A 13969-nucleotide genomic window follows, 5' to 3' on the forward strand; every position below is an offset into this window, starting at 1 on the left:
GCCGGGTCTAGTCCGCCTCGTAGACCGCCGGCATGTCGAGCTTCTTGTCGAAGTCCTTGTCGGCCACGGTGTAGAGAATCTCCTCCAGGCCCCGCCACCACGGGTCGACTGGGAGCCTCGTCTTCAGGTCGATGAGCTCGTCCATGTGCGTCAGGCGCTGGACCTTGATCTGGCCGTCGGACAGACCCACGAAAACGCCGTCGCGCTTGCCTTTCTCGAACTGCCTGGAGAGCTCGCCGATCGCGTAGTTTGCCAGCCGCACGGCCAGTGTGCGGTCGAAGGGCGAGGGGTTGCCGCCCTGCTGCATGTGGCCGAGCACGGCCGGCCGCACGTCATACAGGCCCCTGCTTTCGGCCTCGAAGATCTTGGTGAGCATGTCGGTCGTGTAGTAATCGGAGGCCTCTTCGTTTGCGATGACGAGGTAAAGGTCGCGCCCGCCCTCGAAGGCTTTGACGATCCGCGCGGCGTCTTCGCTCAGCTGCGACAGGGATATGCCGTTCTCCGAGAGATAGACCTGCTCCGCGCCAGTGACTATTCCGGACATGAGCGTGAGGTATCCGCATCGGCGCCCCATCGCCTCGGCCACGAAGCACCGGTGGTTGGCCGCCGCGGACTGCTTGATGCGGTCGATCACCTCGGCGTTGTTGTTGAGCGCGGTGTCGACGCCGATGGACAGCTCGGCGCCTGGCAGATTGTTGTCGATTGACGCCGGAACGCAGACGATGGGCAGGTCAAAGGCGGGGTAGCGGTTCTTTTCTTCGACCATGTGCAGTGCGGCGAGGTATCCGGTGAAGCCGCCGATGACCATGAGGGCGTCGATCTGGTTCTTCTCGATCTCCCGTCCCAGTGCGTAGTACTGGTCGATGGCGGGAACCGACCGGTGCGTCCCCAGATGGGCGCCGCCGGAGCCGGCCCAAGAATCGACGTCGGCCCACGTCAACTCGCGCAGCTCGCCGTCGAGCAGGCCCGGAAATCCGCCGACGACTCCGAGCATGGTGAATCCTCGGTCGAGGCCGAGGCGCACGGCGGCCTTCGCCGCCGGGTCCATGCCGGGCGCGAGGCCTCCGGCGTGCATGACGGCCACGCGCGGCGGGCGTCCGTCCGGCGTCGCGATATGCCCTCGGTGGATCTCCACCGGCATCGACATCGTCTCGAAGACGTCGAGCATTCCGCGAAATCCCGGGCCGCGCGAATCGACAGCTGCCTCGTAGTCGCCCGAGGAAAGGTACCCCTTGACGGCGCGGGTCTCGCGGATCGCCTCCATCAGGCGCAGGCGCACCACGCGGTTGCGCCGCGTGCCGACGATGCACGGCTCGTCCCCCTCGCCGGCGTGAACCATCTCGAGGGCAGCGGTGTAGCCGAGGATCGTCGACATCCACCGGTCGTAGGCCGACGGCGTGCCGCCCCGCTGGACGTGGCCCAGGGACGTGATCCGCACGTCTTCGCCGAGGCGATCCTGGATGGCCTCCTGGACCAGTTTCGCCGTGATCGGATTGCCCTGGCGATCCTGCGCGCCCTCGGCAACGACGATGATCGAGTCCCTGCGCCCGGCGGCCCTGCCTTCGCGCAGTTTCTCGCACATTCGCCCTTCCCAGCCCTCCTCGGGAGGAAGCTCGGGAATGAACACGTAGTCGCATCCGCCGGCTATGGCGCTCATGAGAGCCAGATAGCCGCATCGCCTTCCCATCACTTCGACAACGAACGTGCGCTGGTGTGAGGCCGCCGTCGAGGAGATCGCGTCGATCGCTTCAATGATCCGGTGAAGGGCGGAATCGGTTCCCACGGTCATGTCGCTTCCGACCAGGTCGTTGTCGATCGACCCGACGACGCCGGCCAGGTGCAGGCGCGGATGGGCGTCCGCCTGCTCGCGCGTGACCTCGCCCCGATCCACCAGCTCGTCAAGGAGCCCGGACCATTGCGCCCGCAGCTCGTCGGCGCCCGTGAGGGAGCCGTCCCCGCCGATGGCCACCACCCGGTCGATGCCCTCGGCCACCAGATTCCTGACCGCCTTGCGCATGCCGTCGCGCTCCCGGAAGGCTTCGCATCGCGCCGTCCCAATGGCGGTTCCGCCTTCGTTGAGGATCCCCGAGACGTCCGACCACGTCATCTTTCGTATGAAGCTCCCTCCCTCGACGGCGCCCTTCCATCCCTCCATGACCGCGTAGGGCACGGCGTCCTCGTGGAGGGCCGTGCGCACGACCGCCCGCACGACGGCGTTCATTCCCTGGGCGTCGCCGCCCGAGGTGAGGACGGCGATCTTCCTCGACTCGCCCGTTGCACCTTCACCGGCCTGCCCCTCGGCAGGCGCGGCCGCCGTCGATTGGTCCGGCTGGCCTGTCGGCTCGCTCTTCGCTGGCTCGTCCATGGTGACTCCTTCTGCGCGCTTCAGGCTGTGCGCTTCTCGCGGTTTCCGCCGATTGGCCGGATTGGCATCCACTCCCATTGTTGACGTTTTGCGGGCGAATGCCAAGAGCCGCAGGGCCCAGAATGTAACTTTGACCGCATTGGCAGACCGAAGATTGCCTGTGCGATAGCATCGCTTATATATCCAATTCACGCGACTTCGATGTCAAAAGAAGTTGATAAAATGGCTAAGTCCAGGTACAGCGATCTGCCAAAGCCGATCGGCTACTTGAAAAGAGCAGCTATAGATGCATATATGATGCACAATGAAGAACTTAGATATGTGATTGAAGGCAACGAATGTGTTTCAATTAATTCAGGCGTTGTAAAATACAGAATATCACGTTCAGGAGTTGACGGAACTGGAGGTGGTGATTGGAGTTCCGAATTGTTTATTTCACGTTGGATTTTAGATGGAGAGAGATGAATATTTTTCTGATCTTTTTGATCGCATTAGGAACACTATAGATGAAATATTAAAACCATGGAAGAGTTTACCTGATCTAGATGACTTTGAATCTCATATGGATATTGTTAGAGACATATCTTCTCGTCTTGCAGCCTCTTCGGAGGTTGGAAACTCGGCAATCATTGGCGCGGGTGATATCGCGTATAGAATAGTTCTGATTAATAATAGTCTCAGCTCCATGTCGGGAGCGACTATTGGAGCTTTCAAGGATAACTACCTTGGTAGATTGTCCGGCGTAGTTGGAGGCGTACATAATGTCGCGATGTTATGGGGGCTAGTCTTGGATCCGAGAAAGCAATATTTGAAGATGCTCGTAAGAAAGTAGTGACTGTCATTGAGCAGGCGACCAAGTCTTTTAAGTCCGTTGCAAAGGAATCTGCAAGCCAGAGAAAGGGTGGGTTTAGTATCGCACTAGCTGCCACGCTAGCTGCAGGCAAGGGATTGGCGTATCTCACTAGTGGAACAGGTTTGACCGTCTTTGGCGATGGGATTTTGAGTTTTCTCAAAAACTCATTGGGGGCGTTTCGATGATGAAACCTGCGACTAGAGATCGTGGAATTGGGATAGATGCCCATGGTCCATTTGGAAGCTTTAGTGGGTGGGGTACTATTTTTGAGAAAATGCTCCAGGATTTGGAATGGGAACTGACGAGCGGAACCCGAGATTTCAAGTTGGCAATAGAAGCGATAGTAAATGCCGATGCGTCCTCGAAAGCTAATATTGATTCTTTTACAGACCTAATCTTGATTCTTTTACAGACTCTTTGGGAGGGAAAAGTGGAGTAAAATGGTGAACATTACATCAGTTTGCTTTGGCTTTGAGAGGTTTTCATGTTTCAACCAGATTTCATAGCGGGTCTTCGGCGCTGGAGCTTTGGAGTCCTCGCTTTCATTTTCGCATTGTTTCTTTTCTTTTCCAGTGATCATGTTTCCGTCTATCAAGTAGAGAATGAAATGAAATGTGATTCATTATATCACTATGCATCTGGGAATACTGACGAAGGGTCTATTTCCAGCGACGATTTGAAAAATCTGGGGGGCGGAACGCTCGAGGGACAGCGTGCTACGGACGAAGCGGAAAGGTCTGCTGAAAATGATTGGCGACATAAATGTAATGGTATTAGGCAGTCTAAAATGACTTTAATTATGTTTGCGCTTGTTCTAGGGGCTACGGTGTCAATTGTTGTTCAAGTAGCTAACCGTATGCCAAATCACAAGGGTGCTTCAGGCGAGGACTGATAATCGACGAAGCCCATTAGACCCTATTTGAGCTCTAATAGGTGGAGTTGGCGTTGGCCGCGGGCGGCGTCGTCTCGCTCGCTGCGCAGCCGGCGGGCCGCCGCCCGCGACGGCGTCTATGGCCGTTCCCGGGAGCGCCGCACCGAGCGTGCTCGTCGCCGTTGTCTGCGACGGAGACGGTGACTGACGGCTGCGGGGCGTGTAGGGTACTGAGAGGACGCAAAAATAACGACGTCGTCGACAGCCGACGTCGATTGCTGCACGCGTAGCGGACGCCGCCTGAAACTCAACGAAGGGGAGAGCCATGGCTGAGAATGCGAACTCCGAGCCCGACAATCCGGATTCCGGAGATCCCGAAGAGGCCCGTGAGTTCGGCGCGCGCGAGGTCGGCGGAGAGGCGGAGAGCCGCCAAGCGGACAACCGCGGGCTCAGCGCCGATAATGTCAGCGGAGAAGACGGCGACGGTGCGCTCAATCCCGGTCGGGCAGAGGGTCATGGCGAACTCGACGCCGCGCCGTCGGAAGACGGCGCCGGTCAGTCAGAAGACTGCGCCGCCGAGGACGACGGTCAGAGGCCCGGCAAAGCCACGTCCGACACCTACCAAATCTTCGGCAAGGAGTTTCGGGACAGCCAGGTGGAGGAACTCGACGCCCTCCTTTCGAGCCTCGGCGAGGACATCGAGGGGCTTCGCGAGACGAAAGATCAGATGGTGGAGGCGTTGCTGGCAATTCCCGGCAGCCTTCCGGGAACGAACCTGGACGAAGCCGCCGAAGCGGCGGCGAAGGCCGTGGAGAAGAGGCAGGAGGACTTCATTTCGCGCCTTGAGGAGCTTCGGGGCGACATCGCCGAGGAAGTGGACTTCGCCAAATGGCGGCACGAGCTTGCCGACGACCGCGACCGCCGGTCGGGCAAAGGGGACGGCGGCACGGCGCCCTTCGAGTGACGCGCCCTTCGAGCGATGAATTTTCGAGCAAAGCGACCTTCGAACAGAGACCTTCGAACGGCGGCTTTTCCAAGCGACGCGTTTCCCGGCGGGGAGCTTTCAAGCAACGCGGTTTTCGAGACGGACCTAAAGCAACGCGTTTTCGAGCGACACAGGCTCGGCCGTGACAGGGCGGAAACACACCCGTCGCCCGAACTGTTGAACTTTCACTTCCTTTTCCCTCTTGAAGTGGCGTCCGCCACTGTCTACGATTTGGTTAAGTTCGGTTTTCTCGAGCACAGAGGCGGTGCGGGCCGAACGGGAAGGACGGGCAATGAAACACAAGATTTTCCATACGAGAGCAGGGGCCTCTTTTGTGGGAGCCTGCGCGCTGGCGGCCAGCGCCCTCGCGTCGATTCCGGCGTCTGCGGCCGATTCTGGCTTCGCCGTCGTCGGGAGCCTGCAAAACGAGGTGTCGGGCTGCCGCGACTGGGACGAAAAGTGCACCCAGACTGAGATGACCCGCAATTCGCGGGGAGTGTACGAATACAAGGCGATTCTTCCGGCCGGGAAGTACGAGTACAAGATCGTCGGCGGGCATTCCATGGACAATTCGTGGGGCAACGGCTCGGCGAACATGCCGATTTCGGTGGCGGGAAGAACCAAGGTGACTTTCCGTTTCGATCCGAGGACGCACAAGGTCGGCGTCTGGATCCCCACGAAGGGCAGGTTCTCGCCCGAGGACGGAAGGCTCGTCAAAGCTCCCGGCAAGAGGGGCAACGGCGAGAGCTTCTACTTCGTCATGACCGACCGCTTCGCCAACGGAGACACCTCCAATGACACGGGAGGCTACGGCTCCGACCGCATGGCCTCCGGATTCGACCCGACTCACAAAGGCTTCTATCAGGGAGGCGACATCGCGGGCCTGCGCTCGAAGCTCGACTACATCAAGGGTCTGGGGACGACGGCGATTTGGCTCACGCCGTCCTTCAAAAACCGGCCGGTGCAGGGCTCGGGCGCAAACGTTTCGGCCGGATACCACGGATACTGGATCACCGATTTCACCCAGATCGACCCGCATCTGGGGACGAATGAGGAGCTCGCCCAGCTCGTTCGGGACGCCCACGCGCGAGGAATGAAGGTCTATTTCGACATCATCGTCAACCACACGGCGGACCTCATCTCCTACGAAGGCCAACAGGGAGGGTCGGCCCCGTACGTCACGAAGGAGCAATCGCCGTACAAAGACGCATCGGGCACGCCCTTCGATCCGTCGAAGGTCAGCACGTTCCCCGAGATGTCTGCGCAGACGTCGTTCCCTTACGTTCCCAAGCGGACGGGCAAGGTCGTCCCCGACGAGCTCAACGACGTCACCCTTTACCACAACCGCGGCGACTCGACGTGGAATGGCGAATCGGTCACCTACGGAGACTTCGTGGGGCTCGACGACGTCATGACGGAAAACCCCAAGACGGTTCGCATCTTCGCAGACGTCTACAAGAAGTGGATGGACTTCGGGATCGACGGATTCAGGATCGACACGGTCAAGCACGTGGATTTCGAGTTCTGGAAGAAGTGGACGAAAGAGATCAACGACCACGCGAAAAAGTCCAACCCCAAGTTCTTCACCTTCGGAGAGGTCTACGACGGCGCGGCCACGGCGCGTGCGCCCTACACGTGGCGAACAGGCCTCGGGGCGACCCTCGACTTCGGCTTCCAGGAGGCGGTGACCGGCTACGCGGCGGGCAAGCCGAGCAAGTCCGTCGGGGACTTCTTCGCCACGGACGACATGCTGACGACGCCGACCTCAGGTGCGGCCGACCAGCCGACCTTCCTCGGCAATCACGACATGGGCAGGGCCTCCTACATGATCGCGGGGGCGGGCAAGGGCGACACCCAGGCCCGCACGATCCTCGCCCACAAGATGATGTTCCTCATGCGCGGCCAGCCCGTCGTCTACTACGGCGACGAGCAGGGCTTCATGGGCACGGGAGGCGACCAGGACTCCCGCCAGTCGATGTTCGCCTCGAAGACGGCCGAGTATGTCAACCAGCCTCTGGCCGACGGCACGCAGATGGGGTCGAAGGACCGCTACTCGACGTCGGCGCCGATATACAAGGAGATCGCCTCCGTCGCGAAGCTTCGCCACGCCCACCCCGGGCTCGAGAACGGGGCTCAGATCGAGCTGTACCGCTCCGACGATTCCCCGGTGTACGCATTCGCCCGAGTGGACAGAAAGCAAAAGTCCGAGTACGTGGTGGCCGTCAACAATTCGAAGACCCCCGCCAAGGCGAGGTTCAAGACAATGACCCCGAAGTCGGCCTACAAGGCTCTGTACGGAGCTTCGGGGTCGGTGAGGTCTGCGCGGAACGGCGAGGTGACCGTCGAGGTTCCGCCTCTCTCGGCGGTCGTCTACAAGGCCGACAAGAAGCTGGCGAAGGGATCGGGTTCGATTGCAGTCACGCCGGATTCGGGCCAGGCTCTCGTCCGAACGACGTCGACGCTCGCCGGCCAGGATGTCACCCAGTCGCTCGTTCCGGTCTCCGCCGACCTCGGCGCCAACAGGTGGGCGGAAACGACTTTCTCCTACAGGATCGCGGGAAGCCCCAAGTGGAGGATCCTCGGGACGGCTTCCGGGCCTAAGCCGCGGGTCTTCCACGACGTCACCGACATTCCCGACGGGACGCTGGTGGAGTACCGCGCGGTGTCGGTGGACGCGAAGGGAAGGACGACAGTCGATTCGGGATTCGGCTCCGTGGGAGTCGACCAGTCCGCCGGGCAGGCAGCCCGGCACGCGCGCAAGTGAGGCGCGAGTGAGCGGGCAGAAAGACGGCCCGCAGGCGTGTGAGCAGGACGGCGTGCGAATGCCGAGGCTGCGCCGCTGAGGGCGGAGCCGCCCCGCAAATGCAGGAGCCGCCGGGCAGGCCGCCCTCCGGCAAGCTCGCCGTCCTCGGCCGACAGGCCCCCGCTGACGAAGCGGGGGCCTGTTCCGAAATTCGCGTGTTTCCCTGGGCGCAACAAGGTAAACTGTATGTGTTCCATGAAAACCGACGAATCGCGCATGAACGATGGACACAACGGACGAGCCCGTCAGGGGCGAGGGACAAGCCATAGGTCTGTGGCTGGACGATGAGACGATAGCGTGGCCGGGCGGAGAAGGGTCGACCTACCGCCTCTACTACGCTGCGCGCGGAGGGATGAAGCGCACGGGCGCGAATGTCGCGGGCGCCGACGGGTCCGTCGAGCTGGCCGTCAAGGGCGGAGGCCTGACGGAGGGGCAGAAGCGGCGCGATCCCTACATCACGGCTTCATACACGCCCGACGGAAGGGACTACACGGCTCTGCGGCCTTCCGGGAAGATCGACGTCGCCGAGATCCTCAAGGGCCAAGCGTCCGTCATGGAAGTGGGCCCCGACGGCGCGCCGATCGCCTTTTCCTCCCTCCAAACCGCCCGCGTGCTTGACTTCCTCTACGCTGCGGCGGCCAGGCGCCGCAGGCACGGGGTGTCCTTCGACGGCGGCGTTCCCACCCTCTCGTTGTGGGCGCCGACGGCGAAGTCCGTCGCCCTTCGCCTATACGCGAACGGCGACGTCGCCGCGTACGAGGAGCATCCCATGGAGCGGCAATCCGACGGATCGTGGACCATCGAGGGAGACGCCTCATGGGCCGACAGGTCCTACGTCTACGACGTCGAGGTCTACATACCTCCGACGTCGGTCACGAAGGAGGACGCCTCTCAACAGGGCCTGGCGGACACCGTGGCGCACAATCTCGTCACCGACCCCAACTCGGTGGGGCTGACCACCGATTCAAAGCGTTCGGTGGTGCTCGACCTGGACGATCCGAGGTACCAGCCTGAGTCGTGGAGGGCGAATGCCGCGCCCGCAATCTCGAACCAGGCCGAAAGGTCGATCCTCGAGATGCACGTGCGCGATTTCTCGGCCACGGACGCGACCGTCCCCGAGCGGCTGCGGGGAACGTACAGCGCGTTCTCTGTCAAAGGCTCCCACGGCATGGCCTATCTGCGCGAGCTCGCCCGCGCGGGGATGAACACGATACATCTTCTGCCCACCTACGACTTCGGCTCGGTCCCCGAGAGCCGCGCGGCGCAGGCGACGGTCGACGTGCCCGATTCCGGGGCGACGTCGCAGGACCAACAGGCCGCCGTCGGCAAGGTCGCGGACATCGACGCCTACAATTGGGGGTACGACCCCTTCCACTACACGACTCCCGAAGGCTCGTACGCCGTCAAACAGTACGGGGGCGAGCGAACCGCGGAATACCGCGACATGGTGGGAAATCTCCACGCCGCCGGGTACCAGGTGGTCCAAGACGTCGTCTACAACCACACGTATGCCCACGGGCAGGACGAAAAGTCGGTGTTTGAGAAGATAGTCCCCGGCTACTACCACCGCCTGGGATACGAAGGCCAGACGCTCACGACTCCCTGCTGCGGAGAATTCGCCACCGAGCACGCCATGGCCGAGGAGCTCATGGTCAACTCGCTTTTGACCTGGGCGAAAGCCTACAAGGTGGACGGATTCCGCTTCGACCTCATGGAGTTCAATTCGGTCGGCACGATGAAGCGAATCCGCGCCGAGCTAGACTCGCTGACGTTGGAGAAGGACGGCGTTGACGGCTCTCAGATGTACCTGTACGGGGAGGGCTGGTCTTTTGGAACCACCGCCGACGGCTCGCGGTTCGCGCCGTCGGTGCAAGGGACCCTCGGCGGAACCGGGATAGGGACGTTCAACGACAGGCTGCGCGACGCCGTCCACGGCTCCCAGTCCGACGGAAAGAACGACACGCAGGGCTTCGGAAACGGCCTGTTCACCGATCCCAACGGAGTGGCGGGCGGGGACGCCGACATGCTGCGGTCGTACACCGACGTCATCCGCGTGGGGCTGGCCGGAAACATCGGCTCCATCGAAATACATGCGGCGGACGGAACCCTCAAGAAGGGGAGCGAGGTCTACTTCAACGGCCAGGTGGCCGGCTACGGGACTCAGCCGACGGAGACGGTCAACTACGTCGACGCCCACGACAACGAGACCCTTTTCGACCTCAACATGTGGAAGATGCCCGGAGGCTCGCGCATGTCCGACCGGGTGCGGATGAACACCCTGTCTCTGGCCACGGCGACCCTCGGCCAGTCCCCGGTGTTCTGGCACGCCGGAACCGATCTTCTGCGCTCGAAGTCCATGGACCGCAACTCCTACAACTCGGGCGACTGGTTCAACGCCGTCGACTGGTCGGGAAAGGAGTCCAACTTCGGGGTGGGCCTTCCTCCCGCCAGGGACAACTCGGTCCGTTGGAAGGCGATGAGCTCCTACATGTCCGATCCGGCGAACAAACCGGGAAGGGCGGACATCGCCGCGGCCCACTCCCAGGCGCTCGACTTGCTCAAGCTGCGCGCGAGCACTCCTCTGTTCACGCTTGGGGACGCCGCCTCCATCCGGGAGAAGGTCTCCTTCCCGAACTCGGGCCCCTCGGCGACTCCCGGCCTTTTGGTCATGAACATCGACGACACGAAGGGCAAGGACCGCGACGGAATGCTTGACGGCGTGTTGGCCGTTTTCAACGCCTCGCCCAAGCCGATAACCGAGAAGATCGAGGGAATGGAGGGCAAAGCCTACGAGCTCTCCGAGGTGCAGGCGAAGGGATCCGACGACGTCGTCAAGGCCACCGCATGGGATCGCGCGACGGGAACCGTCACGATTCCCGCGCGCACCGTCGCTGTGCTCACGCTCCAGGCAACCAAGGCCGACGTCTAAGGGCCCGAGGCGGGGGCTTAAAGCTCGGAGGGCCAACGTCTAAGATTGGGCCCAAGAACTAAGGATCTTCCCGAGCGCGGTTCGCCGGGCGAGAGGGAGCAAACGAAAGGAACGAAACGTGGACGCACCCGTCGATCCGACCCAAACGGAGGCATGGGCGAAGCTTGCCAAGATCGCCTCCGTCTACACCCCTGATTTCCGGCGCGCATTTGCCGAAGACCCGCAGCGCGCCGAGCGCTACTCCCGCCGGGCCGCCGACCTTTTCGTCGACCTGTCGAAGGACTACCTGGACGAGGACGTCCTCGCCGCCCTGCTCGAACTTGCGGAGGAGACGGGCGTCGCCGCGCGTCGCGACGCCATGTACGCGGGCGAACACATCAACGTCACCGAGGACCGTGCGGTTCTCCACACCGCGCTGCGCAGGCCGGCAACCGACGAGCTGACGGTCGACGGCCAGAACGTGGTCGCCGACGTCCACGAGGTCCTCGAAAGGGTCTACGATCTCGCGAGGCGCGTGCGCTCGGGCGAATGGACGGGAGCCAGCGGCAAGCCGATCCGCACCGTCGTCAACGTGGGCATCGGCGGATCGGACCTCGGGCCCGTCATGGCCTACGAGGCGCTCAAACCGTACGTCAAGAAAGGCCTCGAGTGCCGTTTCATCTCCAACATCGACCCGACGGACGCGGGGGAAAAGCTCCGCGGCCTCGACCCTGAGACCACCCTGTTCGTCATCGCCTCCAAGACCTTCACCACCCTGGAGACCCTCACGAATGCAAGGGCGTGCAGGGCGTGGTTGCTGGGCGGCCTCGCCGAGCGCGGGGTCGAGACGGAAGGCGCCGTCTCCAAGCATTTCGTCGCCGTGTCCACGAACCTGGAAAAGGTCGCCGAATTCGGCATCGATCCGGCAAACGCCTACGGGTTCTGGAGCTGGGTCGGCGGGCGCTATTCGGTGGACTCGGCCGTCGGCACGTCGCTGGCCATCGCGATCGGGCCTGAGAACTTCGCCGACTTCCTGTCTGGTTTCAGGGCGATCGACGAGCACTTTGAGCAGGCTCCCGCAGCACAGAACGTCCCCCTGCTTATGGGGCTTCTCAACGTCTGGTACACCAACTTTTTCGGCGCGGCGACCCACGCCGTGCTGCCCTACTCCCAGTACCTCCACCGCTTCCCCGCCTATCTTCAGCAGCTGACGATGGAGTCGAACGGCAAGCGCGTTCGTTGGGACGGCAGCGACGTCACCACCGGAACGGGCGAGGTGTTCTGGGGCGAGGTCGGAACGAACGGCCAGCACGCCTTCTATCAGCTCATCCACCAGGGAACCCAGCTGATTCCGGCCGACTTCATCGCCTTTGCCACTCCGCGCCACGCGCTCTCCGACGAGGACGGGACGGATCAGCACGAGCTGTTCCTCGGCAACTTCTTCGCCCAGACCAAGGCTCTCGCCTTCGGAAAGACGGCCGAGGAGGTCCGCGCCGAGGGCACGCCCGAGGCGATCGTGACCGCCCGCATCTTCCCGGGCAACAAGCCGACGACGTCGATCATGGCCCCCGAGCTCACGCCTTCGGTCCTCGGCCAGCTCATCGCGCTCTACGAGCACATCACCTTCGTGCAGGGCGCCGTCTGGGGGATCGACTCCTACGACCAGTGGGGCGTGGAGCTGGGCAAGCAGATGGCCAAGGATCTGGGCCCGGCCATTTCCGGCGACGCCGAAGCCCTCGCGGCTCAGGATTCCTCGACCGCGAGCCTCATCGACTACTATCGCGCCAATCGCAAGTGAGACTCCGACGGGAGCCACCCCGCCGGGGACGGACTGGACGCCGATGTGGCTCTTGCCTGCTGCAATTGGAGCCAATCCGAACCGGAACGATTCGTCCCGATGCGAATTGACTCGACCCGATGCGCATTCATCCGGGCCAGGTTTGATGTGCGCGCCGCCTTCTCGCCCAACGGGGCAGCCCTTTCACCCGTAGAGACGGCGGCGCGCACATAGGTGGCGGCTGGGCAAAAGCGCCGCCTTGTCACCGGCATTCTAGTTGTGCCCTTGACGCCGTAGGCCAAGCGACTTGTTAGTTTTCGGTTCGACGGCCGTTGGATCGTTCCCTCTATTTCGTCAGTCCGGCGTTCCGTCGGTTCATACACCCAACAATCTATTCTTCCAATTTTAGTGTTATAAAACCTATATCCTTTCATTTTAATGTCTTAGTTTTCTGTTATATAGGTTCTCTTGTTTTCCAAAGACGTTTAAGCGGTTTGCGCTTGATATGAGATCTTTATGTTTATAGACTGATTTAGTTTTCAGACTGGGGAGATCTGCACCCGTTTCCTCCTCGAAATTGATGGATTGTTCTTTACGCTTTGACTATTATTGAGGTAAGTCAATAGCCGTGAAATCGCGGAAGCCGCACTCATTGACGGTGCGGTTGCGGCAGCCGAGGGTTTCGACGCTTCGGGCCTTCGGGCCTTGTGGCAAGGCACATGAAAGAGCAAGGCAGGGGGAATCCGTGGGGATCTTCTATCTCGACAGAGACGGCTTCGATGCGCAATTGAATCTCTTGGTGTCCGCGGGGGACAACTTCGACAGCGCTAAAAACAAGTTCTATGACGGTGTCAGAGAATCGAGTGAAATCTGGTCAGAGCTTAACGAGCTCGACCAATTTGGACTGCCCCTTCGGGATACGGTGGCGAGCATTGATGATCGACTGGGGCAGATATCGTCGCGGTATAAGGGGGTCGTTTCTGACCTTCGACAAGCCGTGCAGAATTTTGAGGGAATCGACGAGGGTGAAAGGACGGCTTACATGACGAAGCTGAATGGGCTGACCGATAAGTTCGCCTACAATTCTACGAACACGCCGGAAAGATAGGGTTTCGACTTAGCCTCAAGGTCTTTGACTGAAAACATAGCTTTTGGATTAAAGGCGGGACGCCTGGCTGAAGATGGGAGTCGGCCGTGCCGCTTATGCCGTTTTCGGCGTCGTCGAACCGACGATCATTCCGACCGTTTGCGAGCATACACCAATATATGAAAATTCATAGACGTTTAGAGTGCGTAGAGAACCTAGAAACACGGAAACAACCTAAAAACACAGAGACAACCTAGAAACACATAGAAAATTTACCGGATGCCGACGTCGATTCGAACGATGGCGACGGCAAGGCCGAC

General features: G+C 61.3%; 9 protein-coding genes. 8 read left to right on the forward strand and 1 reads right to left on the reverse strand.

Annotation, left to right across the window (positions count from 1 at the left end; all coding sequences use genetic code 11):
- Positions 1 to 7: 7 nt before the first annotated feature.
- On the reverse strand, positions 8 to 2365 hold the full coding sequence (locus tag A4H34_RS05975) for a 6-phosphofructokinase (RefSeq protein WP_064231377.1): 2358 nt from the start codon (positions 2363 to 2365) through the stop codon (positions 8 to 10).
- Positions 2366 to 2566: 201 nt separating this feature from the next.
- Between A4H34_RS05975 and A4H34_RS10995 the strand changes: the two genes are divergently transcribed.
- From A4H34_RS10995 to A4H34_RS06000, 8 genes are all read left to right on the forward strand, one after another.
- Positions 2567 to 2830, forward strand: coding sequence for a hypothetical protein (locus tag A4H34_RS10995; protein ID WP_156510275.1), 264 nt, complete (start codon positions 2567 to 2569; stop codon positions 2828 to 2830).
- On the forward strand, positions 2817 to 3197 hold the full coding sequence (locus tag A4H34_RS11000; RefSeq protein ID WP_156510276.1) for a hypothetical protein: 381 nt from the start codon (positions 2817 to 2819) through the stop codon (positions 3195 to 3197). Before A4H34_RS10995 ends, A4H34_RS11000 begins: the two co-directional genes overlap by 14 nt.
- A gap of 505 nt (positions 3198 to 3702) precedes the next feature.
- Positions 3703 to 4110 (forward strand): hypothetical protein, encoded by a 408-nt coding sequence (locus A4H34_RS11005; RefSeq protein WP_156510277.1) that lies wholly within the window; start codon positions 3703 to 3705, stop codon positions 4108 to 4110.
- A 304-nt stretch (positions 4111 to 4414) separates the two neighbouring features.
- Positions 4415 to 5053, forward strand: a complete 639-nt coding sequence (locus tag A4H34_RS05980) for a hypothetical protein (RefSeq protein ID WP_064231378.1) — start codon at positions 4415 to 4417, stop codon at positions 5051 to 5053.
- 313 nt (positions 5054 to 5366) lie between these two features.
- Positions 5367 to 7838: an alpha-amylase family glycosyl hydrolase gene (locus A4H34_RS05985; RefSeq protein WP_064231379.1), complete on the forward strand. Its 2472-nt coding sequence runs from the start codon at positions 5367 to 5369 to the stop codon at positions 7836 to 7838.
- A 262-nt stretch (positions 7839 to 8100) separates the two neighbouring features.
- A complete protein-coding gene (gene pulA, locus A4H34_RS05990) occupies positions 8101 to 10806 on the forward strand; it encodes a pullulanase-type alpha-1,6-glucosidase (protein WP_064231380.1) in 2706 nt (901 codons plus the stop codon).
- Between the two features lie 118 nt (positions 10807 to 10924).
- Positions 10925 to 12583, forward strand: coding sequence for a glucose-6-phosphate isomerase (gene pgi / locus A4H34_RS05995; protein ID WP_009199054.1), 1659 nt, complete (start codon positions 10925 to 10927; stop codon positions 12581 to 12583).
- A gap of 724 nt (positions 12584 to 13307) precedes the next feature.
- On the forward strand, positions 13308 to 13670 hold the full coding sequence (locus A4H34_RS06000) for a hypothetical protein (protein ID WP_009199052.1): 363 nt from the start codon (positions 13308 to 13310) through the stop codon (positions 13668 to 13670).
- Positions 13671 to 13969: the final 299 nt, after the last annotated feature.

Origin of the sequence: Peptidiphaga gingivicola, assembly GCF_001652275.1 — a bacterium.
In the GTDB taxonomy this organism is placed as follows: Bacteria; Actinomycetota; Actinomycetes; order Actinomycetales; family Actinomycetaceae; genus Peptidiphaga; species Peptidiphaga gingivicola.

What these genes read in the sequence shown, in the direction of transcription:
- A4H34_RS11000 (WP_156510276.1), top strand. Translation starts at nt 2,817, where the DNA reads ATGGAGAGAGATGAATATTTTTCTGATCTTTTTGATCGCATTAGGAAC.
- A4H34_RS05980 (WP_064231378.1), top strand. Translation starts at nt 4,415, where the DNA reads ATGGCTGAGAATGCGAACTCCGAGCCCGACAATCCGGATTCCGGAGAT.
- A4H34_RS05985 (WP_064231379.1), top strand. Translation starts at nt 5,367, where the DNA reads ATGAAACACAAGATTTTCCATACGAGAGCAGGGGCCTCTTTTGTGGGA.
- pulA (WP_064231380.1), top strand. Translation starts at nt 8,101, where the DNA reads ATGGACACAACGGACGAGCCCGTCAGGGGCGAGGGACAAGCCATAGGT.
- A4H34_RS05975 (WP_064231377.1), bottom strand. Translation starts at nt 2,365, where the DNA reads ATGGACGAGCCAGCGAAGAGCGAGCCGACAGGCCAGCCGGACCAATCG.
- A4H34_RS10995 (WP_156510275.1), top strand. Translation starts at nt 2,567, where the DNA reads ATGTCAAAAGAAGTTGATAAAATGGCTAAGTCCAGGTACAGCGATCTG.
- A4H34_RS11005 (WP_156510277.1), top strand. Translation starts at nt 3,703, where the DNA reads ATGTTTCAACCAGATTTCATAGCGGGTCTTCGGCGCTGGAGCTTTGGA.